This is a genomic window from Enterobacter sp. MGH 38, assembly GCF_000492855.1.
Classification (GTDB): domain Bacteria; phylum Pseudomonadota; class Gammaproteobacteria; order Enterobacterales; family Enterobacteriaceae; genus Enterobacter; species Enterobacter hormaechei_C.
Genome location: NZ_KI535608.1, coordinates 1716875 through 1739522 on the forward strand (window position 1 = coordinate 1716875; position 22648 = coordinate 1739522).

20 protein-coding genes are annotated in these 22648 nt (G+C 56.9%); all 20 read right to left on the reverse strand.

Annotated features, from left to right (window positions below):
- Positions 1-16: 16 nt before the first annotated feature.
- The 20 genes from tssH to tssM all read right to left on the reverse strand — a co-directional run bounded on the left by tssH (position 17) and on the right by tssM (position 22646).
- A complete protein-coding gene (tssH, locus tag L384_RS03380) occupies positions 17-2632 on the reverse strand; it encodes a type VI secretion system ATPase TssH (RefSeq protein ID WP_023324839.1) in 2616 nt (871 codons plus the stop codon).
- Between the two features lie 38 nt (positions 2633-2670).
- Positions 2671-3714 carry a type VI secretion system baseplate subunit TssG gene (tssG, locus tag L384_RS03375; protein WP_023324840.1) on the reverse strand — a complete coding sequence of 348 codons (1044 nt, stop codon included), beginning with the start codon at positions 3712-3714 and terminating at the stop codon, positions 2671-2673.
- Positions 3711-5582 carry a type VI secretion system baseplate subunit TssF gene (tssF, locus tag L384_RS03370; RefSeq protein WP_032628408.1) on the reverse strand — a complete coding sequence of 624 codons (1872 nt, stop codon included), beginning with the start codon at positions 5580-5582 and terminating at the stop codon, positions 3711-3713. The genes tssG and tssF overlap by 4 nt, the downstream gene beginning before the upstream one ends.
- 2 nt (positions 5583-5584) lie before the next feature.
- Positions 5585-6148 (reverse strand): type VI secretion system baseplate subunit TssE, encoded by a 564-nt coding sequence (gene tssE / locus L384_RS03365; RefSeq protein WP_003859970.1) that lies wholly within the window; start codon positions 6146-6148, stop codon positions 5585-5587.
- Positions 6141-6953, reverse strand: coding sequence for a type VI secretion system accessory protein TagJ (locus L384_RS03360; protein ID WP_023324842.1), 813 nt, complete (start codon positions 6951-6953; stop codon positions 6141-6143). The genes tssE and L384_RS03360 overlap by 8 nt, the downstream gene beginning before the upstream one ends.
- A 9-nt stretch (positions 6954-6962) precedes the next feature.
- On the reverse strand, positions 6963-7949 hold the full coding sequence (locus tag L384_RS03355) for a hypothetical protein (RefSeq protein ID WP_023324843.1): 987 nt from the start codon (positions 7947-7949) through the stop codon (positions 6963-6965).
- A 16-nt stretch (positions 7950-7965) separates the two neighbouring features.
- Positions 7966-8763, reverse strand: a complete 798-nt coding sequence (locus tag L384_RS03350) for a PP2C family protein-serine/threonine phosphatase (protein ID WP_003859969.1) — start codon at positions 8761-8763, stop codon at positions 7966-7968.
- A complete protein-coding gene (gene tagH / locus L384_RS03345) occupies positions 8760-10535 on the reverse strand; it encodes a type VI secretion system-associated FHA domain protein TagH (RefSeq protein ID WP_023324844.1) in 1776 nt (591 codons plus the stop codon). Before tagH ends, L384_RS03350 begins: the two co-directional genes overlap by 4 nt.
- 90 nt (positions 10536-10625) lie before the next feature.
- On the reverse strand, positions 10626-11048 hold the full coding sequence (locus L384_RS03340; RefSeq protein WP_022651411.1) for a hypothetical protein: 423 nt from the start codon (positions 11046-11048) through the stop codon (positions 10626-10628).
- Between the two features lie 4 nt (positions 11049-11052).
- On the reverse strand, positions 11053-11445 hold the full coding sequence (locus L384_RS0121360) for a hypothetical protein (RefSeq protein WP_032628301.1): 393 nt from the start codon (positions 11443-11445) through the stop codon (positions 11053-11055).
- A complete protein-coding gene (locus L384_RS03335; RefSeq protein ID WP_022651412.1) occupies positions 11446-12462 on the reverse strand; it encodes a hypothetical protein in 1017 nt (338 codons plus the stop codon).
- A gap of 599 nt (positions 12463-13061) precedes the next feature.
- Positions 13062-13544, reverse strand: a complete 483-nt coding sequence (locus L384_RS03330) for an Hcp family type VI secretion system effector (protein ID WP_014884229.1) — start codon at positions 13542-13544, stop codon at positions 13062-13064.
- 180 nt (positions 13545-13724) lie between these two features.
- Positions 13725-14174, reverse strand: coding sequence for a T6SS amidase immunity protein Tai4 family protein (locus L384_RS03325; protein ID WP_023324845.1), 450 nt, complete (start codon positions 14172-14174; stop codon positions 13725-13727).
- Positions 14159-14653, reverse strand: coding sequence for a T6SS effector amidase Tae4 family protein (locus L384_RS03320; protein ID WP_022648411.1), 495 nt, complete (start codon positions 14651-14653; stop codon positions 14159-14161). The genes L384_RS03325 and L384_RS03320 overlap by 16 nt, the downstream gene beginning before the upstream one ends.
- 3 nt (positions 14654-14656) lie before the next feature.
- On the reverse strand, positions 14657-15082 hold the full coding sequence (locus L384_RS22175) for a Rap1a/Tai family immunity protein (RefSeq protein WP_022651414.1): 426 nt from the start codon (positions 15080-15082) through the stop codon (positions 14657-14659).
- Positions 15083-15161: 79 nt separating this feature from the next.
- Positions 15162-16661, reverse strand: a complete 1500-nt coding sequence (tssC, locus tag L384_RS03310) for a type VI secretion system contractile sheath large subunit (RefSeq protein ID WP_006810956.1) — start codon at positions 16659-16661, stop codon at positions 15162-15164.
- 3 nt (positions 16662-16664) lie between these two features.
- On the reverse strand, positions 16665-17189 hold the full coding sequence (gene tssB, locus L384_RS03305) for a type VI secretion system contractile sheath small subunit (protein ID WP_022648413.1): 525 nt from the start codon (positions 17187-17189) through the stop codon (positions 16665-16667).
- Positions 17190-17264: 75 nt separating this feature from the next.
- Positions 17265-18281: a type VI secretion system protein TssA gene (gene tssA / locus L384_RS03300; protein WP_003859964.1), complete on the reverse strand. Its 1017-nt coding sequence runs from the start codon at positions 18279-18281 to the stop codon at positions 17265-17267.
- Between the two features lie 11 nt (positions 18282-18292).
- On the reverse strand, positions 18293-19009 hold the full coding sequence (gene tagF, locus L384_RS03295; protein WP_006810959.1) for a type VI secretion system-associated protein TagF: 717 nt from the start codon (positions 19007-19009) through the stop codon (positions 18293-18295).
- Positions 19010-19025: 16 nt separating this feature from the next.
- Positions 19026-22646 (reverse strand): type VI secretion system membrane subunit TssM, encoded by a 3621-nt coding sequence (gene tssM, locus L384_RS03290; RefSeq protein ID WP_023324846.1) that lies wholly within the window; start codon positions 22644-22646, stop codon positions 19026-19028.
- Positions 22647-22648: the final 2 nt, after the last annotated feature.

Consider the following 22648-nt stretch of genomic DNA (forward strand, 5'->3'; position numbering starts at 1 on the left):
GTTCTCTTGATGATTATTACGCGGCAAACTGACAGTGGAACTCGCCCTGCTCGCAGGTGACATGCAGACGTCGGTACTGCTGTTCGCTGCGGCTGGCGGTAAGTAAAATCTGGCTCATTTGAGGCAGCAACGTATTGGTCAGAATCGCATCCACCATACGCCCGCCCGACTCAACCTCGGTACAGCGCTGAACAATCTGTTCGACCACGCTGTCGTCAAATTCAGAAATAATGTTGTGATTCTCTTCCAGACGACGCTGAATGCGCCTGAGCTGAAGACGCACAATCTGCCCCAGCATCTCGTCGCTGAGCGGGTAGTACGGCACCACCAGCAGACGGCCCAGCAGTGCAGGCGGGAACACCTCCAGCAGCGGCTGGCGCAGCGCGCCGCTTAAGGCCTCAGGCTCCGGCATGAGGTCCGGATCGGCGCACATGGCGCTAATCAGCTCGGTGCCGACGTTGGAGGTCAGAATAATAATGGTGTTGCGGAAATCAATATGGCGCCCCTCGCCGTCTTCCATCCAGCCTTTGTCGAAGACCTGGAAGAAGATCTCGTGGACGTCCGGGTGCGCTTTCTCAATTTCGTCCAGCAGCACGACACTGTATGGACGGCGGCGGACGGCCTCGGTTAATACCCCGCCTTCACCATACCCTACGTACCCCGGAGGCGCACCTTTTAAGGTGGAGACGGTGTGCGCTTCCTGGAACTCGCTCATGTTGATGGTGATGACGTTCTGCTCGCCGCCGTACAGGGATTCGGCGAGCGCCAGCGCGGTTTCGGTTTTACCGACGCCGGACGGACCGCACAGCATAAAGACGCCCACCGGCTTGTTCGGATCATCAAGCTTCGCCCGCGAGGTTTTTACCCGACGGGCAATCAGATCCAGACCGTGACGCTGACCAATAACCCGCTGGTTCAGCGTGTCGGCCAGGTTCAGCACCGCGTCAATCTCATTTTTCACCATCCGGCCCAGCGGGATCCCGGTCCAGTCTGAGACCACCGCAGCCACCACGTTCTCATCCACCGCGGCAAACAGCAGCGGTTCGTCACCCTGTAAGATCTTCAGCGCCTGCTGCTGTTCTGCCAGCTGGCCGCGCAGTTCAGCCGTATCCTCATCTCCCGCCGCAAACAGCGCGGCACGCAGACGGATAATCTCCTGCACCCGCGTGCGCTCTTCTTCCCAGCGACGGGCCAGAGCTTCGCGTTGGGTTTCGAATGCGTCACGTTCGGCGGTTAAGGTCGCCACACGCGCCGGATCGCCCGCCCCCACGCGTGCTTCGCGTTCAGCAATCTCCAGCTCCACGTCCAGGGCCGCCAGGTGACGCAGACAGTCTTCCAGCTGAGCAGGCGGCGCGCTCTGGCTCACCGCGACGCGGGCGCAGGCGGTGTCGAGCAGCGCGACGGCTTTGTCCGGCAGCTGACGCGCCGGGATGTAGCGGTGGGACAGCTTCACCGCCGCGCTGACCGCTTCGTCGAGCAGCAACACCTGGTGGTGCGTCTCCAGCGGCGACACGGTGCTGCGCAGCATCAGAATGGCTTTCGCTTCGTCCGGCTCGTGAACCTGCACCGTCTGGAAACGACGGGTCAGCGCAGGATCTTTCTCAATGTATTTTTTGTATTCCGCCCAGGTGGTCGCGCCGATGGTGCGCAGTTGCCCGCGCGCCAGGGCTGGCTTGAGCAGGTTAGCGGCATCGCCGGTGCCCTGCTGTCCGCCTGCGCCAATCAGGGTGTGGATCTCATCGATAAACAGAATAATTGGCGTGGCGCTGGACTGCACCTCGTTAATCAGCGCCTGGAGGCGCGCCTCAAATTCCCCTTTCATGCCCGCTCCGGCCTGAAGCATGCCGATATCCAGCAGCCACAGCTGAACGTTTTGCAGCGGCTCCGGCACGTCGCCGTCGGCGATACGCAGCGCCAGCCCTTCCACCACTGCGGTTTTCCCGACGCCGGCTTCCCCTGTCAGCAGGGGGTTGTTCTGGCGACGACGCATCAGGATATCGACCATCTGGCGGATCTCTTCATCGCGCCCCACCACCGGGTCAATCTTGCCTTCCCGGGCGCGCGCCGTCAGATCCTGACCATACTGCGCCAGCGTGCCCTGCGCAGCCGGTACTGCCCCGGCAGGCGCGTCCGCAGCGGCGGCGGCCTGCTGGCTCTCTTTGCTGCTGGCGCAAATGGCGTCGAACTGCTCGACCAGCACCTCAACGTTAAGACGGGTGAACTGCGCCGAAATACTTTTCAGCACGTTAGCCAGATTCCACGTTTTCAATATGCCGATCAGCAAATGGCCGCCGCGGATGCGGCTGACGCCAAACTTCAGCGAGCCGTAGACCCAGGCGCGCTCGACGGCGCTGTCGATATGCTCGGAAAGATCAGACACGGAACTCGCGCCACGCGGCAGGGCATCCAGCGCCGCCACGATATCGCGCGTCAGCTGCTGTTCATCAAGGGCGAAGTGACGGATGACCTGTTGCAGATCGCCATCCTGCTGCTGCATCAGCTGATGCAGCCAGTGCACCAGCTCAACGTACGGGTTGCCGCGCAGCTTACAGAAGGCAGTCGCGCTTTCCAGAGAGGTAAATAACAGCGTATCCAGTTTGCCGAAAAGCACGGCACGGCTAATTTCTGACATGTTAGTTTCCATTAACAATGATTCGGTATACGGAAGGATTATCGCTCTGCGCGATACACCAGATCGCCACGCGGAACAGGCTGAGGCTGAAGGCCGAGCCAGGTGTTGTACCCTAATCGCCCGGCGCTGCCGAGCGTGGCGCCCTGCACCGCATGGGCGCGCAGGATCACCCGTGTTTCCCATTCAAATTCCACCCCGGCGTACTGTCGCACCCAGTCGCGCAGCTCGGTGACCCATCCTTCGCCCGGCAGAAAACGGTTGTAGTCGTCTGCGCTCAACGGGCCAATCTCGAGCCGGAATTTATGCTGCACGTCGCGTACCGCAATGCCGAGAAAAGCGGACTCTCCCATGCGCGGCAGGCGACGCCCCTCACCCAGCTGTGCCTGCTCCCGCGTTGAGAGCGGCATCCACTGCGGGACGTTGGCCACCAGCCTGACCGGCACGTTGAAATAGTTGCGCAGGATTTTCTCCAGCCCTTCCGGGTCCCGCCCGTGGCGGGTCAGGTGCCCGGCGTGAGTAAAGCGGGCATGCGCGCTCAGGCTGCCTTTCGACATCTGGGCAGGCTGCCCCATGCCAATCAGCGATGCCAGATACCCTTCGAAGCGCCTGTTGTCGTCGCGATCCAGTGAAACGGCAGGCTGCGCGTCCGCCCAGGCGCGGTAGAACAGCAGCGTCAGGCGGTGGTGAAAGAGGTCGGCAAACGCGCTGAGGCTGTGATCCTGATGATGATGAATACGCTCGCGGGCATACTCAGTCATGTGCACCGGCAGTGGGCCGTTAGGACCAAACAGGCCGAAGCTCAGAATGGAAACCTCATGCAGTCCGTTCTCTTCCCGCTGCCGGACCTCAGCAACCGTTGACGGCGCAAAGCCCATTGAAGGCTGCTGACCAATACGCAGCGGCTCAAATTTAGGCAGCGGCGCGCGTCCCAGCGGGTAACGCTCGCCGCCCTGGGCATCAATGCGTCTTAACAGCTGGAACAGATCGTAGCGCCACGGCGTCTCGCGCACTCCGTGCCAGAACGCATCGGGCAGCGGCGTCAGGCGATGCACGCGCAGCGTTGCAGGGGCAACTTCACTCATACCAGCGCCCTTTTACCCATACGCGGCGCCCAGTAGCCGATTTCGCCGCGCTGCTGGCTCTTGAGCGTGAACTCCGTAAAGCTGTTGATGGAGACCAGGCGGGCAAAAAGGCGTTCCAGCACGCTGCCGAAAAGCCACGGGCTGGCGCCGGAAAAGGCACGTTCGTCCACCGTCAGGGTGATGCCGATCCCGCGGGCGAACACCACCGGGCCGGGTTCCGGCACGCGGCGGTGCACCGGCTCCAGCACGCAGTGACGAACGCCATCCACCTGACGGGCAACCGGCGTCTCGGCGAGGTTGGCGTACAGCCCTAACAGCTGACGCAGCGCGGCAGCGCCCTCTTCGTTTTCGCTGTCCATCAGGCTAAGGTAGTTCATTTGCAGCTGGCTGATGAGCCGCCAGGTGCTGAACCCTTCGGCCAGTGCCGGACGCGGCGGCGTCGGGCCTTTACGCAGGGTTAACGCCTTCACCGGCATGGAGTCGGCCATAATAAACTGCCCAAGCTCCTGCTGGAGCATCAGCGGCAGGTCACGGCTGGTGCACAGCACCTCGGCGGAGATATAGCGCAGGTTTTCCTGCCACGGCGCGTGCTGCGCATCCACCAGCGAGACGAAGACCTCCGAGCCGATATAGCCCGTGCGGGTGCCATAGCGCAGCGCGTGTTCGGAGAGAACGCGCTGCTCACGGCGCAGGGAAAAATAGGCGCCGTAGTTGCCCGCGTCTCCGCTCCAGGTACTCCAGAACGGACGAAACGTCTGGTCGTCCCGCTGACCATCCGCGCTGGCATAGATTTTTTTCACGGCATAAATTTCATAATCCAGCGGGCGGATGTTATCCACCACCAGGTGGTATTCATGCTGGCTTTCGCTCAGCTTCTGCCGGGCCGCCACTTTCGGGAACAGGTTGATCACCGGCGTGCAGTGCAGCGCCAGGTGGCTGGCATCCACCACGCGCTCCAGCTGATCGTCGCTCTTGTCGAGCAGAATGAAGATATCAAACGCTTTTTCGTCTTCGCAGCGCTGGATCAACTTGCCCAGCCCGCTCAGGCTGATGAAACGAAAACGCGCCGGGAACGCGAAGTACTCCTGCAACAGGCGATAGCCGTCAAAGTTACGCAGATCGTCCGGGAGCAGGGCCTGGTCCGCATCAAAACCTTCCTGACGCAGGGCGTCAGACGACAGCAGCTGGCGCTGGGGCTGCTTGCTGACCGTCTGGCAGACGATGCCCGCGTGGTGCTCCATCACCAGCTCCAGCAGCTTCAGCGCCTCGATGTCCGGGCCGCTTAAGAAGAACTCCAGGCGGTCAAAATCCAGGTGCCCGAGATGCTGCGGGCCATCGCAGGCAATGCGGACCCGTAAGGCGCTGCTGATCCCCCGCTGACTCAGGCCGAGCTGGGCCAGCGGCAAATCGGCGGGAACGCCGCCCAGCTCGATCCGCTCAATTTTTAACGGCAGCAGGTTGACCTCATGCGCCGTGGTATAGCTGCACGTAACGCCGGTTTTTTTCAGCGCCAGGCTGTCCATCATGGTGCCGCGCGGCACAATAAAGCCTTTGCTCAGGTCGCCCCGGCTGCTGTCGGGCTGAATTTCAGCGATCGCCATCGACGGCGTAGGCGCCAGATAATTTGGCGCAATCATCTCCAGCATACGCTGTGAAAAGCGCGGGAATTCGGCGTCCATTTTCATCTGCACGCGGGAGGTCAGGAAGGCGAAACCTTCCATCAGGCGCTCAATGTACGGGTCCGCCACTTCGATGCCGCGCATGCCGAGCCGCCCCGCCACTTTCGGGTAGCGTTCGGCGAACTCCGCGCCCATCTCGCGCAGATAGGCCAGTTCACGGTTGTAATATTCGAGCAGTTTGCTTTCCATCATTACCCCGCATCTTTCAGTTCAAAATGGCCGTTTTCCAGATCGACGTCGGTGCGAAAGAGAAACTCCAGCGGATACGGCACGCACCACAGGCGGCCTTTGATTTCGATAGACAGAACGTTGTGCAGATCTAACGAGGAGGTATCGGACACGCAGCGAACCTGAAGCCCCTGGGGCAGGATCCGCGGTTCAAAGTTAATAATCGCTTCGGTGAGCTTGCGCTGAATGTCGTGCCATTCGATATCAGACATTCTTTTCCCCGCCAGCGGCGCGACGCCGAAGTTAACGACGGAACGGCTCACCTGCGTCAGCCCGCTCAGATCGCTGGAGGCATCGTGGTTGATGGTATTAAACAACCACTGTAAATCCCGCAGGACGTTACGACGCAGCGCGGCGTGGGTAATCAGATTGCTGTTGGCGGACTCGCGTTTTTTTTCCGGATCGTTATCCGTCAGGCGATCCAGCAGTGAGGGCTGCATTTTGTCGCGCGCCCCCACTTTCTCCTGCCTGCTGCGGGCCTGCCAGCCGCTGCGCAGCAGATCGCCTTCGCCAGCGGTATTACTCATCCGCACCATCCGAGGTAAATGTCACCAGGCTCAGGGTAAGCAGCGGGCTTTCGCTTTGCTCGCTCAGCCAGGCTTTCTGCCCCATGCCTTCATACAGGACACCGTCGTCGTCGAGCGGGAGCCACTCGGTGGTGCGCCCCAGTCTAACGCTATCGGAAGCGCCGTCAGCAAACGGATAACGCGCCGGGATCTGACACACCTGCTCGGTGCCGTCCGTGAGGCGGACCAGCGCATGACGCCACACCAGATCGGTCACGCTGGCCGGAGCCTGAAAACGGATCGCATCGATGGCGCAGAACGGCACCCAGAAATAGCGGCCATTGACCAGGGTTTCACACACTGGCCCCAGACGGGCATCGCCGTCCATCAGCCATTCAAAGGTGTGGCTCTCTTCATTCTCCAGCGTGACCTGCCCGCGGCTTGCCGGGGCCTGTTCGAGTGCCTCCAGGCGCAGCGTTTGCGCTTGCCCGGCGCGTTCGGTCAGCGCCTGGGCTAACCTCGACAGCCACGGCCACTGCGCCTCGGGCATTGCCGGTCGCGCCTCTCCCGCGAATACGCGCGCCCGCTGCTGTTCACCCTGAATGGCCTGCTCCAGCAGCGTTACGGTTGGTTTTGCCTGCGGCATCAGCGCCAGCCAGCTCTTCAGCTGGGTCAGGGCGCGCGCCCAGTTGCCGCTGAGGATCAGAAACTGCACAAACGCGGCGCGCAGATCGGCATCCGCCGGACGAGCTTTGATTTCGGCTTCCAGGCGAAGCAGCGCGTCGCTAATCGACTCACCCGCCAGACGTTGATAAAGCGTATTCATAGCCCCTCCTTAATTCGTCGCGCGCCAGGTGCCCACTGCCGGATCGCGCAGCTGCGGACGCAGCGTGTCAATCAGAACAACGTTCAGCTCCGCGCCCGGTGCAACCCATGCGCTCCAGATCTTCTTCACCTCTGCGATACGCGCCTGGAGTCTGGCGTCGTCGCTGGCGATCTCACGGGTGATTTCCACCGCCACCGTGCCGTTGCTCTTCCAGCCGTTCAGAGTGCTGTCGTACGGCAGGATCATCCAGCTCTGGTCGCTGTTCGGGGTGCTGAAGACCATGCGCTCTTTGTTGACGGAGGTGATCAGCGCCTTTTCAGGATCGACCGCGTTGTTCAGTCCCATCACCGGGAAGCCGTGAATGTAGGTGACCGGAATCGCTTTCTGCGTCCCGTTACGATTTTGCGTCACCACGGTGTGGCCGCTGAGCCAGCTACCGTTGCCGCAGCGGGTGGTGTCGGAATCCGGAATAAACAGCGCCGGCGCGGAGGAACCGCCCTCCCAGAAGGTGCGCAGGTGGCAACCGTCCTGAAGGGTGAACTCCTGCCATGGCGTACGATCTGCCGCCACGGTGTGCGTCTCCGGATTCTGGTCAGGCGGCAGCAGCGCGCCTGAGGTGGTGGTCGTTGCCGCCGTCGTTTCCTGCTGTTTCACCACCAGCGCCCAGTCCTGTGCTTTAGCCGCTGTGCCCCGGGCAAGCGTCGTGCCTTCCGGATCGTTAAGCGTCCAGTTCAGGGTATTCAGCTTGCTGCACTGGTGCTCCAGCAGCGAGCCAAGGCGCGGCACGAAGTTTTCCAGCACCGAAACCTCTTTCTTGCCGTTCGCCACGATACGCAGCGCAACGTCCGCCTTACACCAGCTTTGCGGCGTATTGTCTTTAATGTTGTCGATCCAGATATCCAGCTTCTGCGCAGGAGACTGCACGATGCGGAAGTTTTCAGCCTGTGCGGTGGTCGCCACCGTCAGAAGAGCCAAACCCGATAGCCAAAGTTTCATATCAATCCTTGTGTGTCTAATCAGTTCCGCAGGGAAGAAATTGTGCTGCGTCAGAGAGCGTATGCAGCAAAGTGGTGTCCTGAGGGTTGCCCATCCACACCGCCACGGCGGTATAGTTATCCTGAGCATTGCCCTCCTGTTCGGCATTCTTTTGAATGATTTGGTTCATTAAGGTCAGCCACTCCTGTGGCGTATTGACCATGTGCAGCGACTGCTTCATCTGCTCTTCGCTAACGCCGTGCCAGAAACCGTCGGTGCAGAGCAGGAAGGCATCACCGTCCTCGACCTGCACGACATCGCTGTAGCTCGCTTCCGGTCCGCCATTCTCAATACCCAGCGCCAGATACAGCAGGTTGCTGTTGAGATCGTCGGTCTGATGCCCGGCATCTTTCATCTGCTGGACGAGGCTGTGATCGGTGGTGACATGCCACAGCCAGCCGCGGCGAAACAGGTACAGGCGGCTGTCTCCGGCGTGCGCCCAGTAAGCCAGACGGTAATCCCTGTCGATAAACAGGCTGACCAGCGTGGTGCCCATCCGGCGATAGTCCTGCACGGCCTGTTGTTCGCTGAGGATGGTGCGGTTCGCCGTTTGGACGTAGTCACGAATATGCTGCGCATTCAGGTGCTTGTCGCCGTCAAAGCGGGAAATAATGCTGTTGCGGGCCAGCTCAGCGGCCACCTCGCCGCCCGGCAGGCCCGCGATGCCGTCACAGACGACAAAGCAGGCTGAACGTTCCCCGATGGTTTCTCCCGTCTGATCCTGGTTGCTGGCGCGCGTCCCCTGGCGGGAGAGAGAAGCCGTTGCGATATTCATTTTTCTTCCGATCCGCTTTGTGAGTCTTTGTACTGATTGACCTCCATGTCATAGGCATGGAGGAAGGCTTCGCCAAACAGGGTATGGAAGTCGTCCTCGATCTCGCCCGCCGTCTCGCCATAGCTGCGAACGAAATAATCCCACAGCGCGGCTTTACGGCTGCCCGGCAGCGCCAGGCGTGACGTCATCCCGTTCTGCTTCGCCTGCTCTTCCAGCTGTTCCGGATTAAAGGATTGCAGCATGGCGGCGATAATGGCGCGGATACCGGAGATCATCCCCAGCTGGTGCGCCTGGAGATCGATTAGCGCATCACGCACCGATTTGGTCGGCGGCATAAAGCCCGGCATCGGCGTGCCGAACATCTGGATCAGCACCGTTTTCCCGGTCGGCAACAGTTTGAACGGGTTGTTCGCATCGTCGAGCACCATGGTCATATCGGCTTTCACCCCACGCTTGAGGATGGAGCGCGAGGAGAGCAGCGCCACGGTCCCCTGCGAGAACATGCCCAGGATCTGCCCCAGCTGACGCATATTTTCCCGGTCAAACTGCGGCACCGGCTGCATTTCGCTCAGGCCCATGCCCTCCAGCAGCGCCTCCAGCAGTTCGCCCTGAAGCACCTCGCCCCGCTCGCCGGTCTGCGCGGAGGCAGCAGGCGAAGCAGCGTTTTTAACCGGGTCGATACGCAGGCGGCCTTTAGGCGCCTGCGCGTTGCTGCGCGCCACGGCCTGCGGCGTTGGCATGGTGAAGCCAGCGTAATCGGGACGCGCGGGCTCTTCTTCCGCGCGCGGCGCATCCTGTGGTTCAGTCGGTTCCGGATCGAACAGCGGTGAGCTGGCCAGCGCATCCTCTTCCTGTGCGGCTTGCGGTTCAGGCTTTGGCTCCGGCTTATCGGCCACGATTTCATCCGGAAGGGTTAACGGCGCGCCACCCATCAGGCCGAGGGGGTCATCGTGACGCGCGGCAGGTGCGCTCGCCGACCCGCCAAACAGGGCTAACGGATCAAGTTCGTCCGACGCCTCTTCCTTTGGCTGGGCAGGTTTGCTTTCGTCCGGCTGTACCAGCGTTGAAGGGGTGACATCGTCAAAGATGCTCTCTTTTTTAAACAACGCTTCATCGCTGAACAGCGTGTCCGGGTCAACGTTTTTACGTTCAAGCGACGGTTCGGCGTCGTTAAACATTGACAGCGGATCTTCGGCATTCCGCTCCGGGGCCGCAGGCTGAGAGAACGGATCGTGGGATGCCGCGGGCTGTGGTTTTGCCCGGTTGCTGGAGATGCTGTCGGAGATGGAAAACTCCTGCATCAGGCTGTCCCAGATTTCCGACGGCACGGCCGTAGGTTCAGCTTTTCCGCGAGGCGCGGCGCTGGCCGGTTTCGGTTGTGGCGCCGGAGCAGGTGTCGCAGCTGGGCGCGCCTGCTGCATGCTGGCCGCCATGCGGCTTACGGGCTGGGTGTCATGAATGAGTTCGCTGACTTCAATGCGATAATCATCAATACCGAGAATATCCCCATCCTGAAGCTCAACCTGACGCCCACGCTCCAGCGGGATATCATTCAGTACCACGCGGGTAACGCTGCCGCGGTTCGTGACGCGGCATTCGCCACTGGCGTCGACGTGAACGATGGCCTGCAAACGCGAGATGGTGCGGTCATTGTCCGGCAGCACCAGATTGTTATCCGTACCGCGCCCAATGGTGCCGCCCGGGGCATAAAAATCACAGCTGCTTTGCGGCGGCTGATGACCGGGTTTCGTAGAAATAATCGTGAATCGCATGGCGTATTCCTGCTGGTATGATTAGCGCTCAAACGCTGCCGCTCTCGGGGGTGAAAACGGCGGGGTTTGGGGGTTATGGGCTGATTAAAATTATTTGACTACATTCAGGAAAATAATGCCAATAAGCAGCCATAGCGTGAAAAGAAAGGCCTGAGCTTTATAGCGTCGATGCAGTTTTAATATCCAGCCGATTCTCTCTTCCGGTAATGCCTGAACGAATTTATAGGCATCGTCCTGAACATTTCTGTCTTTGGTAAATTTCATCTTCACGCCTTTGCGAAGACGAACAAACCAGATTATTTTATGATAATTAGCCAGTGAACCAAAAAACGATGCATAATTTGTTATCAGGTCGATATCATAGCCTTTTTGGCGATATTCAGAGAGGAGCCACTTATAATCTGACTCGTGTTTTTTAAAGAACCGAGAACTGTAAACATCCATGATTACAACGTTAATAAATAAAAGCACAAGAAACAATAACGTTATATTTGCCAGGCATAAAGATGACATGCTTTTAGGGTCCTGTAGCAATCAATAAGAACAATAGAAGCATCAAAAAGACAACAAAAAGTGTCATCCTGTAAAACATTTTTATCCATGAGAAATCGTATATCGATGATACTAATGCCTCTGCCTCCGGAGGGAGATTTTTTTTGCTATTTTGCTTTGTGGCTTTTCCAGCCAAAATCCTTTTCATAAGGAACACACGATGCGCAAATCCGGGAAGACCAAGTTGTTCATAAAAAAGATAATCGTTTACATCTAAATATTGCTTATCACTCAAAATATGAAATGATTTTGATAGCTCCAGGGAATATTTACGATAAAAATAAAAATAAAAACACAAAGAAGCAAACAGTCCTAAAAAAACCAATAAAAGCAATATTAAACGCAAATCTCCATACATTTATTCGTCCCCAGAAAAAATCAAGTTACTAATCCCTTCACCCAATTCAGCCCCTCCTTTAGTACCCATCCAGGCTCCCGCAGAAGTAGCGCCTAGTCCTACAACAATTCCACACACAAGGGCACCAGTACCCATCGTAGGTATTCCCATTGCACCGCAAAGAGCGCCAGTACCTAAAGACGCAGCCCAGGCTCCTCCCGCAGCACCAAGCGTACCTCCACCAAACTTACTATATTCAGTAACAGCAACTTTTCCACATTCATCTTCACGATCGACAGTACAGGCTTTATAAACATCATTAGAAGTATTCAAAAAAGAGAAACCTAGTGAGATCCAGCCCCCTGCTTTCATAATACTAGCCGCGCGAGAAGAGCGTACAATATAATCTGAATATCCAGGGATCGCGCCGACACCAACCGTACTCCATTCATGGACGATAGAGCGGCTTGATAAGTTCAATGCTTTTTTAATATTTTCGTAGGTTTGAATCTTAAGTGTTAGCTTGCTTAGGTTATTTAATAAAGGTTTTAGCTGAGAGAATAACACCCTTCTTTCCATATAAAACTGCTGACCAATTAAAGAACCTTGGGATATAAACTGATTCTGATAAGTCCTCTCAATTTTAATGAGTATATTTTCAATTTGCCTGAAATATTTCTCACCTAAATCACCAGCATTCCCAGCTAGTTTATCACCTAAGGAAGTCAATGCGGAAATATTGTCATAATTAGCGTGGAGATACTCTGCAACCGATGTGTTTAATGATGCCAGCGCATGGTTAATTTTCTGTTTTGCCCTGGAAAGAATACTCAGTTGCGATGACTGATTCGTGTTGTCTGGGTCAGCCACGATGAGTAACTGCCCTGGTTTTAACCAAGGTGTGTCATTGTTTATTTGCATAAAGTATCTAGCGGCTTCGCTATTTACATTATTAAACAATAATCGAGCTTGATAATCTAAAGTTCCAGGATGTTGGACCACACAGTAGCCCGGGCTAACGGTTGAACGATGTGTCATATTTAAACCCTTTAATCAACACACATAGTTGTCCAGAGTTTGCAGTGGTGAATTGTTTAATTATTTTATAATTAAATAAACATTCAAACGCCGATGCACTCTCGAAAACACCGAGGTTTGAAAATTATATCATTCACTTGCCGTTAAAAGTAACTCGCAACTTATACCTTTCTTTAATATTAACCGTGCAGCATATCGAATAGCAGTTTTTTCATTGACAATCTTCAATACAACATCATACTCACTTTTGCGCCAGTCAACCTCATTCAGACGAATACACTCCTCTGTAATCAGATATGCATTGCTGGAAGTTGGTCATGAGAATTAATAGTTTTCCATTGATTACCAACGCGTTTCATTACAGATGGTGCGAAAACTGATACAGGCCCATTAAAATTTGCATCCAGGCTGATATCAAAACAAGGGATTTTGTTTTTTTAACGTAACAGAAAGTTTCTTATACTGTGCAGGTGGTGAAATGCAAGCACTACAGGCTAATGCGATTAATATTACGCTTAACTCTCTAATCATCATTCATCTGCAACATATTTGGAATTAATCATCATGACCGGGGAGGTTCCCCGGTCATGGATGAACAATTACGCTTCTTTGTTCTCTTTGATGTTCCAGCCAGCGCTGCTTTCAGCACCTTTACCACCGGCAGTGGTCTGCTCCCAGTACTGCTGTTTCACTTTCGCAGCCTGGAATGCATAGGTCACGCCAACGGTATCGCCGTTGTCGGCACCGGTGTACTGAACGGAAGTCACGAGAACGTCTTCCAGGGTGATGCGGGTATATTCAACCTGCTGACCACCCGCCTTGCAGACGGACAGTTCAACTTTGGTCAGGTGCTTACCGCTTGCGCAGTGTTTCAGGATTGCTGTAGTGGATTTGTCGATCAGAGCGTTAACGTGCAGATCGTTAAAGTTAACTTTACCGGCACCGCCGCCGCCGCCAACGCTCATATTACCCGGCTGGGACGCGCCCCAGGAGAAGGAGGTAATATCAGTCCAGCCGGTGTGGTTAGAATCTTTAGATTCGCCCGTAACACCCTCGACCTTCAGAAACATATCAATAGCCATAATATCTACTCTTCGTGGATGAACAATATTGCTTTCGAAAAAGCCCTTATATGGCAAACAGGAAAGCATGGGGCTGAATAAAACCGTCCATATTTTACCTCTGCCTCATATCAAACGACCCGTGTCATTTGACAGTCTTACATTCCCCCTGAATGAACGGAAAGAATGTGAAGTCTTTTACTACTGCGGATTATCCTGAATCCAGGTACGATCAGGATCGCCAATGATGAGCTGCGGAACCAGTTTATTCAGTTCGTCGCTATGATAAAGACGTAGACAATTTAAGGTTACGCCTTTTACATCAGGTTTGCGCTCCGAGTGGAAACCATTAATTTGGTTTTTATACTTCCGAATAATGGCGTTAACTTTGTCAGTACCGTTTTCAGCATCAAACGGTATCCATTCAATAAATGCACTCGCACTGCGGGCCGCATCAGCAGAAAATTGACTGCCTTTATCTGCTACCTGCGCAAGGCAGCGCGCCAGGACAAAATCTTTAACCACCTGCCGGTATGTTTGCTGCTGATAAAAATCAACGTAAGGGTTGTCACCGCGAGCAGAAAAAGATAAGCAAGTGAGCAAAAGAAATACGGTCTTTAAACACCTGAATATAATTATTTTAATTCCCAAAACCAGATTTCCTGACAGTACGGAAAGCAATCGGAGTTACATATAAAAGAATTATTACTCAGAGGCTCGATAAGGTCGATATGACCACCGCCATATCCATCAATTTTATTGAAGAAAACAACACCTTTTCGGCCCAACATTGAGCGTGCACCAGCCTCGCGGTCTTTAAAGATTTCTGCCTTGCCAAACACATGGGATTTATAAAGCTGATCGGCAAGTAATTTTGCGCCAGGCTCGATTGTTTTTCCCTTATAGGGACCGGTCTTTATGGGTAAACGCCCTGTAAATTCAACATTGCATTTTAACAATGCCAGGCTCATTCTTACCGCACAGGTATTTTCGTATGCCGGTTGTTGCTTGATAATCGTCGAATAATCGTAGCCAATTTCTGAAAAAACCTGTTCACCCGAGGCAAAACCCGCGCGTGTGTGATTTGAAGAGTAATGCTGACGTTTAAGTTGTTCGTATAATGGTCTCATTTGTCACTCTCCTTTTTTGCACGGGCGTAATTCTTTCATGCCGTCAATGATGATTTTTGAAGCGCGCTCCTCGCCTTGCTGTTTCGATAAGTTCGCAAAACGAGAATAGAGAAACTCATGTATTGTATTTGGCAAAAAAGGCCTGCCCTTGCACCATGCAGTGCCCTCAGACGCGTCGACTACGCCGAGAAGATACATATTTGCCTTAATGCGTTCACGTTCATTCGTTTTCGACAGCCAGGCTTTAGCAAAACGCTCTGCACTCAGATTTAAATCGTACCCTGTTAACAGCGTCGGATCGCGTTGGAAGTTCGATGTGTCATCCTGAGGCAATGCTTCCGCTTGAGGGTATTTGTAATTTCCAGCGTCAGCGCTTGCGAGAGTAGAAACTGCCAGCAAACTGGTCGCGATCACAAGTATATGTTTCACCGTCTATCCTTATTCACTGACAGAAATAAGCTAAGCTCTTCCGCTCAGATGGCCGGCCCCTTCGGGCCGGCAATCGTCATTACGCGTCCTTCGTCTTCAGCGACGGCAGTTTAGATACCAGACGCAGGGAAACGGTCAGACCTTCCAGCTGGTAGTGTGGACGCAGGAAGAACTTCGCGGCGTAGTAGCCAGGGTTGTCTTCAATTTCCTGCACCTGCACTTCCGCCGCCGCCAGCGGTTTACGGGACTTGGTTTCCTGGGAGGAGTTCGCCGGGTCACCGTCGACGTAGTTCATCACCCAGTCGTTCAGCCAGCGTTCCATCTCTTCGCGCTCGCGGAAGGAGCCGATTTTGTCGCGCACGATGCACTTCAGGTAGTGAGCAAAACGACAGCAGGCGAACAGGTAAGGCAGACGGGAGGCCAGGCGCGCGTTAGCGGTGGCATCCGGGTCGTGGTACTCGGCCGGTTTTTGCAGGGACTGCGCGCCGATGAAGGCGGCGAAGTCGGAGTTTTTGCGGTGAACCAGCGGCATAAAGCCGTTTTTCGCCAGTTCCGCTTCACGGCGATCGCTGATGGCGATCTCGGTCGGGCACTTCATGTCCACGCCGCCGTCATCGCTCGGGAAGGTGTGGCACGGCAGGTTTTCCACCGCCCCGCCGGATTCGACGCCGCGAATCGAGGTGCACCAGCCGTACTCTTTAAAGGAGCGGTTGATGTTGGCCGCCATCGCATAGGCCGCGTTCGCCCAGGAGTAGCTGTTGTGGTTCGCGCCGTCGGTCTGCTCTTCAAAATCAAAGCTGTCGACCGGGTTGGTGCGAATGCCGTACGGCAGGCGCGACAGGAAGCGCGGCATCACCAGGCCCAGATAGCGGGCATCTTCCGATTCACGCAGTGAACGCCAGGCGGCGTATTCGGTGTTCTGGAAGATTTTGGTCAGATCGCGCGGGTTAGCCAGTTCCTGCCAGGACTCCATCTGCATCACGCCCGGTGCGGTACCGGTGATGAACGGACAGTGGGCCGCGGAGCCAATGCGCGCCATCTCGCCCAGCAGCTCAACGTCCTGCGGGCTGTGGTCGAAGTAGTAGTCGCCTACGATGCAGCCAAACGGCTCGCCACCGAACTGGCCGTACTCCTGCTCGTAGATTTTTTTGAAGATCGGGCTCTGGTCCCAGCCCACGCCCTTGTAGCGCTTCAGGGTGCGGCCCAGCTCCTGCTTGGAGATGCTCATAAAGCGGATCTTCAGCATCTCGTCGGTTTCGGTATTGTTCACCAGGTAGCTCAGGCCGCGCCAGGCGCTCTCCAGCTTCTGGAACTCCTCGTGGTGAATGATCTGGTTCACCTGCTGCGAAAGCTGCTCGTCAATACCGGCAATCAGGTTCTGAATGGTGCGGTAGGTATCGTTTGAGAAGGTCACGGTGTTTTCCAGCGCCTGCTGCGCCAGGGTTTTAACCGCGCTTTCTACGGCAGAGCGCGCCTGATCGGTTTTCGGGCGGAACTCTTTATTCAGCAGCGCGCTGAACTCGTCCTGGCTGAACGCCTGGCCCGCCTGCTGATCGTGTTGTTGAGTCTGGTTGCTCATCGATTATTCCTCGCTACCTTTCGCACTTTCGTCATTTTTTGGCATCTGGCTCAGGGATTTGAGCAGCGTCGGATCCTGAAGGATTTTTGCAATCAGCTCTTCCGCGCCGTTTTTGCCGTCCATGTAGGTCAGCAGGTTAGAGAGCTGGGTGCGGGCTTCCAGCAGCTTGTTCAGCGGCTCTACTTTACGGGCCACCGCGTCCGGCAGGAAGTCGTCCATGCTGTCAAAGGTCAGATCGACGTTGAGCTTACCTTCGCCGGTCAGGGTGTTATCCACCTGGAACGCCACGCGCGGCTTCAGCGCCTTCATGCGTTCGTCGAAGTTGTCGATGTCGATTTCCAGGAATTTACGCTCGTCGACGGCTGGCAGGTTTTCCACCGGCTTGCCAACCAGATCGGCCATAACGCCCATCACAAACGGCAGCTGAATTTTGCGTTCTGCACCGTAGATCTCTACGTCGTATTCGATCTGCACGCGGGGAGCACGGTTGCGTGCGATGAATTTCTGTCCACTGTTACTCATTGCCATGATGTTCTCCATCAAAGATGCGCGGTGAAGGTGAAACGGCAGACTCCATGCCTGTCGTCATAATGCCAGGACGCGTCATTCGCGGCGTCCAAAGATGTTTTCCAGTTGGTTAACGCCGTCTGGCGCCAGGTCGCGAATAATGTCCATAAAGTTGAGTTCAGACAGCCGCTGCACCCGTTCAATCATCAGCGGTGCGGGATGGCTGGGTTCGTACTGCGCAAAGTACTGTTTCGCTTTTTCCAGCATTAGCTGCGCGTCGGCGCGGCTGGTCACCTGCACGCTGCGCCAGTCGGTGACCGGCTGAACGGGCTGCGCTGCCGCAGGCTGCGGCTCAGCGTGCTGTTCAGCCTGCGCGTCACGGTTCGGCAGCAGCTTACTGATGTCGGTCACCTGACACGCGCTGGCGACCAGCCCGACGGTTTTCAGCAGCTGTTCCATCTCCGGTACGCCACTTTCCCCGAGATAGCCGGTAAGCAGTTCGCGGATGGCCAGCAGGCGTTCGTTGATCACGATTACCGCTTCGGTGCCGGGCTGATCGCCCCGGGCCAGCTCATCGATCAGTCGTGGACGCCCGCCCGGATAATCCGGACACTCGGTTTTACTGCCGTCAAGCAGCGCCTGGGCGTCACGGAGCGAAATCTCATCGCCGTTTGAGCGGAGCAGTGAGGCGTTACGTACCGCGACCGTCAGGTCAGATTTATCACTCAGCCCGGCGAGGGCGTTGATGCGGTAGAACGGATCGGTTTCGCCATACTCTTCCAGCAGCGGGTAAAGCTGCTCCCAGTAACGGGACAGGGCTTCCTGCACCAGCAGTAGCCCGTCAGCGTAACCTGCCAGCCCGCGACGACGTGTCCAGGCATGGGTTAACGCCAGCATGACGCGAAGATCTTTGGTGCGTCCCAGTAGGCTGGTGGCGAGTTTTTCCACCGTGTTCCAGTCGGCAGGCTCTGCCGGAATGATGGTGTCGCCAAACTGCTGCTCGGCTTTGCCCTGACTGGCCTGCCCCATGGCCTGGAAATCAGCGTCGTACTCCAGGTTTTCACCGCAGGGGTTGTCGGGGCTTATCGGCGCGAGAAATTCATCGATATTCATAAGATCCCTGCTTATTCAAACATAGGCGGGTAAAGACCGTGGCGGCCCGGACGGGCGCCGCCTGCCGGATCGAACAGCAGCGTAAAGAGCTGCCCGGTAAAGTTTCCGCTGTGGACGTGGGTGTAGAGCGGATAACCGTCGCAGCGGTTTGTCCACCAGTAGCTGGTCTGGCGCAGCGGATCAAAACACTCCGCCGCCTGCGGCCAGCCCAGCGTGCTCTGACCCTCGTCGTCATAGCCAATCACGTCGAGAATGTCGGAACGCTTTTGCGGCTCAACCGGCTGGGGCGCCGGGATGGTCATCAGCATTTCATCCAGCTGGGAGGCAGAATAGCTGTTACGCACCGCGTGCAGCCCCAGACGGCCAAGCTGCTGGTACCAGCTCTCAGCCTGCCCGAGCAGGCGGGATGACCACTCGGCGGGGGTGAAGCTCAGTTGCAGGCATACCGGATAGTGGCGGCCTACGCTGTCACGGCCCGGCAGCAGGCAGCCCATCTGAATCATCTGGCTACCGAGCATCGGCGGGACGACAAAGTTCCACACCGGGGCTTTAGAAAACGGGCGCTCGCCGCTGCGCTGCTCTTCCTGTTGCCAGGCCAGCAGGCCGACCTGGAACCAGTGCGACCACTGGCGTTGCAGGGTATCCGGAAAGCGACGCTGCAAAAAATCTCCGGCGCTGGGTAATTTGCCATACCAGCTATATCGGTTCATCGCAGGGGTATTCGTCATACGGCTGTCCTTGCGGTTATGGGCATGAGAAACGGGGAAGCTGGAACGGATTGCGGATGCTGTTCGGGGCAAACTCCAGCGTGACCTGATGTCCGTCGACGTTGAACGTGGCCTGACGGCTCAGGCTACCCGCGCCAGGGCTGGTGCGCGCCTTGTCGAAAAAGCGGTTGAGCGCCCAGGAACCGTTAGTCACCAGCGTTGCGGTGCTGCCATTGGCCAGACCGAGCTGCATACGCACCTGGTTCGTCCCGCCCGGCCCCGGCCAGGTCATGATCTGCACCGCCTGCGGACCGTGGCTGTAGCGCAGCAGCTGGCCGTCCACGTCCAGCGTCAGGTTCAGAATGGTGTTGTCCATCCGCACGGTGCGCACCGTGACCTTAAAGGATGGCGTGGTCGCGCCGTTGGCAAAGAAGGCATCGCGGACAGACTGCGCCTGCTGGAACGGACGCAGCAGCCCTTCACTGCCCGGCAGCGTTTTACCGTCGATGCCCGGCATAAAGCGCCAGTTCGCCTGGGTGGTGTCCACCTTGTTGGTCAGGTTGTCGCGGAAAAAGGTGTCCATCAGTCCGGTGCCCGGCGCGAACATGCGGGCGAGATCGTCCGGCGTCACCTCGGTGCTGGCGCTGCGCACCAGCGGGTAACGCCCGGCAATCGCCTGACGGCAGAACCCGCCCACTTCCACGTTGATGCGCTTACGCACGTTCTCCAGATCGCGACGCTGGGTATCGCTGCTTGCGCCCACGGCCATATTACTGAACATGGTTTGCAGCCCGCTCGGCAGACGGCCCGCGCTGGCTTGCAGGCGGCTGATGGCATCGCCGCCCGGCGCGGGCATACCGCTGTTTGCTGCATCCTGAACGGCTGTCAGGTAGCGATAAAGCTCGTCAACCTGCTTGAGAAAATCATCAAAGACGATGGTCTTACCGCCCTTCTCCAGCGGCTGCGCCAGCTCAATCATCGGCGCATAGTGGTCGGTCACCAGTTGCTCAGGCGCCTGCGTCACAACCGCGCCCTGCGTCGGGGCATTGTCACCGTTGCTGAACAGCGCTTCCAGCGTACGGGTGGCGCGGTTGCTTTGGTCTTCCGCTTTCTGCGCATCTTCCAGGGCAGGCGCAGTGCGCGACAGGGTCAGCACCTTGCTCAGGTTAAGTACCAGACGGCGCAGCGGCGAGTTGGTGCCTGAAAGCAGGCGCGCGGTGTTGATGCGCTGGGAAAGATCGGCGCTGTTGTTGAGCTGAATGTCAGCGAGAAAGCGATCCCAGTTGACGATAAAGTCGCGCATGTAGAGCTGGCGCACGGCGTTATCGATCTGCTGTTTATCTTCCTGGGCGGTGGCTGCTCCCAGCACCCAGGCATCGTCCTCGTGCAGGGCGGTGGTCACGCTGTCGATCTGGTCGTTAAAACTTTTCCAGTAGCCGTCCGGCGTATAGAGCCCCGGCACGCCCTCACTCACCGGCTTGCCGCTCTTACGGGAAAACACCAGCTCGCTCTGCGGGCCGCCGAGATCTGAAAGCGAAACCGGCTTCAGGTTCTCATCATGCTCCAGCAGACGTTTCAGGCGGCCATATACGCGGGTGGAGAGCGGCTGCTGGTTGATGAGCGCCCTTTCACGGGCCACCAGATCCTCATCCTGCGCATACGGTGAAGCCTGAATTTTTGGCTCCAGCAGCTGGGTCAGGTGCCATTCCAGCTCCTGAAGCTGCGCCTGCGTCACGTTCTGCGGCAGGTTGCGTTGCAGGTTGAGCATCACCCACGAGTGCAGGAATTTGCCGTCATAGTGCTTCGGCTGGTAGAGCATCTGATAGGCTTTCAGCGCCTCATAGCTGTATTCCACGTCGCTTCCGTTGTCGTTGCGCAGCCAGGTGGTAATGTGCATCGCCACGGCAGGCAGCAGCATCTGATCCAGCGCCTTCTGATACAGAGACTGCGAGGCATCGCTGACGTCATCCCCGCGATAAAGCCCCATGCGGCGGGAAACCGGCGGGTCGTTAACGTCGAAGGCATCGCTTTTCGGCAGATCCACCAGGCTGTTAAGCAGCGGCAGAAGCGCAAACAGATCGCGCTGGGGCTGGTTTTGCAGCGCCTTGCTCTGCTGCTCCAGCATCGGCACTTTTGCGTCCACTTCTTCCAGATAGGCTTTATTTTTAGCGTAGCTGGTCAGCCACAGGCCACCCAGGATCACCAGCAGAGCCAGCAGCGCCGCGTAGCCGGACCACATCACGGCGCGGTTGCGAAGCTCCCACCAGCGGTTTTCCCCGGCGATACCCGCTTCCTGGAAAATCACGTTTTGCAGCAGGTTCTTAATGAAGAAGCTTTGACCCTTCGCGCCCGGTATCGGCGCCTCTTTGCTCACCGAATCCCAGCGCGTGCTTTCCTCCCCTTCAGGTAAGGAGAGCGCGCGGTTCAGCTCGCCCATCACGCGGTCAAACGGCATCCCTTCCTGGGTGCCGCTGGCGAAGTAGATGCCGCGCGGCGAAAATTCGGTTTCGAAGTTTGAGCGGGCAAAGACCGTGCTCAGGTAGTCTGCCAGTAGCGGACGCAGCGCGGCGAACTCCTGCGGGAAGAGATAGGCTTCCGCACGGGTTTTGGCGTCATGCTCTTTGAGCATGGTTTCCGGAAGGCCAGCATCCAGACGCTGTTGCAGCAGGGAAAATTCCTGCTGGAAGTTGCCCATCAGATCGTAATCGGCGTGTTTGGTCTGCTCCCACGGCAGCGTAAAGCCCCAGATCTGGTCGCGCTGGGCTTTGTCGTAATCCGCAAACCAGGCGCGGAAGCCTTTAAGCAGGTCCGCTTTGGTCACCATCACATAAACCGGGAAGCGAATACCCAGCTGTTCATGCAGCTCGGAGAGACGCTGGCGCAGGTTGACCGCCTGCTGTCGGGAGGCCTCAGCGGACTGCGAAAGCAGGTCGGAAATACTGATAGTAATAATCACGCCGTTGATGGGCTGGCGACGGCGGTATTTACGCAGCAGGTTGATAAATTCCAGCCACTCCCCGGCGTCCTGAACCTGCTCACTCTCCTGAGTGGTATAGCGCCCCGCGGTATCCAGCAGAACCGCCTCGTTGGTAAACCACCAGTCACAGTTGCGCGTGCCGCCAATGCCGCGCAGCGCGGTTTTACCGAAGCGATCCGCCAGCGGGAATTGCAGCCCGGAGTTGGCCAGCGCGGTGGTTTTACCGGAACCCGGCGCGCCAATAATGACGTACCACGGCAGCTGATAGAGGTATTGCGTGCTGAAGCGCTGCGTCCACTGTGCGCCATGTCCCGCTTTGCTGAAGTGGGCTTTTTTCAGCATCTGGGCGGCTTCATCGAAACGCCCGGCAAGGATCTGCTCCTCGCTGTTCAGACGTTTCTGCGGATCGGCCGCCTCCGGGCTGGTGGTATTTTCGTTGAGCTTGTCCATCAGCTTACGGTTCAGCCAGGCGTTATACAGCCGCGGCAGAATGTGGCTCTGGGCCCAAATCAGGTAGACCACCGCAATGCTGATGACGCGGTTCTGCTCTGATTCAAGCGGGCGGGTATCTACGATGGACAACAGCGGGCCAATCATCCAGATGACCGCCGCGAGCGCCGTTACGCCCAGGAAGCTCCACAGAATGCGATTGGTCAGTATAGAAAGTAGAGTAGTCAGCATCC